The 2,782-nt window shown below is 35.9% G+C and carries 2 protein-coding genes; both read right to left on the bottom strand.

All coding sequences use genetic code 11. The features are described from left to right. On the bottom strand, positions 1 to 1,496 hold a 1,496-nt coding region (locus tag JQM82_RS14925), incomplete at its 3' end, for a sugar ABC transporter ATP-binding protein (protein WP_235251193.1). Positions 1,497 to 1,532: 36 nt separating this feature from the next. Then, positions 1,533 to 2,782: rhamnulokinase (locus JQM82_RS14930; protein ID WP_235251194.1), on the bottom strand; the 1,250-nt coding region annotated here is incomplete at its 5' end.

The raw sequence follows: 2,782 nt of genomic DNA on the forward strand, positions 1-2,782 counted from the left end.
TCATTATTATCCTCCTCTGCCAGTTCGATTTTCAGAATATCCTGTTGTGTAATCTGGCCATTGTTATCAAGTATTTCTTTTAATCTTCCGCCTGCCATTACAGCAACTCTGTCACTCATTTTCAGAATTTCTACCAAGTCTGAAGAAATCATAATAATAGAAGCACCTTTTGCAATCAATTCATACATAATATTATAGATTTCATCTCTGGCTCCAACATCAATTCCTCTCGTCGGTTCATCAAAGATATAGACATCTGCATCCGAATACAGCCATTTTGCAATAACAACTTTCTGCTGATTTCCTCCTGACAAACTTTTAGCTTCCACAGATTCTGAATAAGTCTTAATCTTCAAATTCTGAATATATTCTTTTGCGACCTTTCTTTCTTTTTTCCGATTCAAAATAGGCTGACACAGTTTATCAATATTTGGCAGAGCAATATTTTCTGCAACAGAATGAATCAGAATTAATCCTTCATCTTTACGGTCTTCACTTAAATACACGATACCTCTCTTAATATTTTTTGACAAATCGGTTCCAATTTCATTTCCTTTATATATAACTGTTCCGCTATCTTTCTTATAGTCCCCTATAATGGTTTTTGCAGTTTCTGTTCGACCTGCTCCAACCAATCCTGCAAATCCTAATATTTCTCCTTTATGAAGATCAAATGACACATTTTTTACCAGATGTTTATAATTCAGATCTTTTACAGAAAGAACTACTTCGTCTGTATTGATATATTTATTTTCGATCTTATCAAAGCTGACTTTTCGTCCCACCATCATCTCTGTGAGTTCATCTTCCGTAGTTTCTTTAATGTTTACCGTATCGACATATTCACCATCCCGCATTACGGTACATACATCCCCAATCTCAAACAACTCGCTCATTCTGTGTGATATATAGATGATGCCTATTCCCTGACTTTTCAATTCTCTGATAATCTGGAAAAGCATTTCCGTTTCTTTATCAGTAATTGCAGCGGTTGGCTCATCAAGCACCAGGAGTTTTACGTTATTTGAAATTGCCTTTGCAATCTCCACTAATTGTTTTTTTGCAACACTTAATTGAGAAATCAATGTCTTCGGATTAACATCCAATCCAACTTTTTCCATATATTCTTTGGACTCTGCAATTTCTCTTTTATGATCTACAATTCCGCCTTTTCTGTATTCTTTTCCGAGAAATATATTTTCATAGATTGGCATTTCCGGCACTAGATTAAATTCCTGGTATATGACACTGACACCTGCTTTGATGACATCTCCCGGTGCCATTGGAGGCATTTCTTTTCCATCAAATACAATGCTTCCCTTTTCACGTGAATATGCACCCGACAATATTTTTATTAATGTAGATTTTCCCGCACCATTTTCTCCAAGCAAGACATGAACCTGTCCTTTTTTTACCGTCAATTGCACATCCTGCAGAACATTTACTCCAAAAAAGCTTTTCGTAATGTTCTGCATTTTCAATATGTTTTCACTCATATTGTTAGGACCTCCTCCCTTGTAATAAATTTTTAATTAATTACTTTCCTCCTTTACCCTATATATATATTCTTCCGTCTTATAAGATCCGGAAATAATACTTCTTAAATCTGTCAGTTCCAGCTCCGGATAAAAATATTTCAGTTGAACCGCCAGATTTCCCATAGATGTACTTTCTCCATAACATACAACAATTGGTTTTTCGACATACTTAGCCGTCAGATTTAACAACACTCTGCTTGCCGAGCCTCCGCCTACGATATACACCTTTTCAAAAATTCTGCCTGTTGTTTTTTCAAGATTTTCAATCGTAACAGCATAGCATCTGGCTAAAGATTCATAAAATGTCCGGAATAAAACAGGCCACTGCATCTCTCCTTCTGCCTGACCAGTCTTTAGAAGATCATTCCATACTGCTTTAGACATACTTACCGGATTAAAAAACGTGGAATCATTCAAATCAATCTGTGTTTCTTTATCACACTCTTCTGCAAGTTCAGAGATCTCATCCCAGGAAGCTTTCCGCCCTTTTACAAAGTCATATTCTTTTTTCAATTGATTCACGATGAACATTCCTGCACTATTTTTCAGCAATGTAATCTTCCCAAATGCTCCAACTTCATTCGTCAACTGCGATTCCATTACTTTATCTGTGCAGATCGGATCATCCAGTTCTGTCCCTATTAAAGACCATGTGCCACAACTGATAAATCCAAATCTTGGTTCTACTGCCGGAATCGCTGCCACCGCAGATGCCGTATCATGTGAAGGTACACATATCACAGGGATCTCATATGTAATTCCCAGTTCTTCCAAAATATCAGTTTTCACATTACCTATTACTTCACCATGTTTTCCGATTTCGCAGAAAATATCTTTTGATATTCCGAATTTTTTGCATACATCTTCATTAATTTTTCTGGTTTTTGCTGACATTAACTGTGTTGTACTTAATTCACTTGGCTCATTTATCATTTTTCCTGTAAGGAAATAATTCAGAATATCCGGAATCATCAGACATTTATCAGCTGCTGATATAATCTGAGGGAATAATTCCTTCATGCCAGAAAGCATATATAAGGAATTAATCTTATCGCACAAAATTCCCGTTTCACAGAACATCTGCTTCTTTTCATCTGTACTAAGTTTTGAAAGTTCTTGTTCTCCAATTATATTTCGATATGATAGTGGATTTGAAAGCATATTTCCTTTCTTGTCGAAAAGAGCAAAATCAACGCCCCAGGTACAGATTCCAATTGAATCAATTCGATCACATTTTGAAGCAA

Source organism: Faecalicatena contorta (assembly GCF_021531995.1).
Classification (GTDB): domain Bacteria; phylum Bacillota; class Clostridia; order Lachnospirales; family Lachnospiraceae; genus Dorea_A; species Dorea_A contorta_A.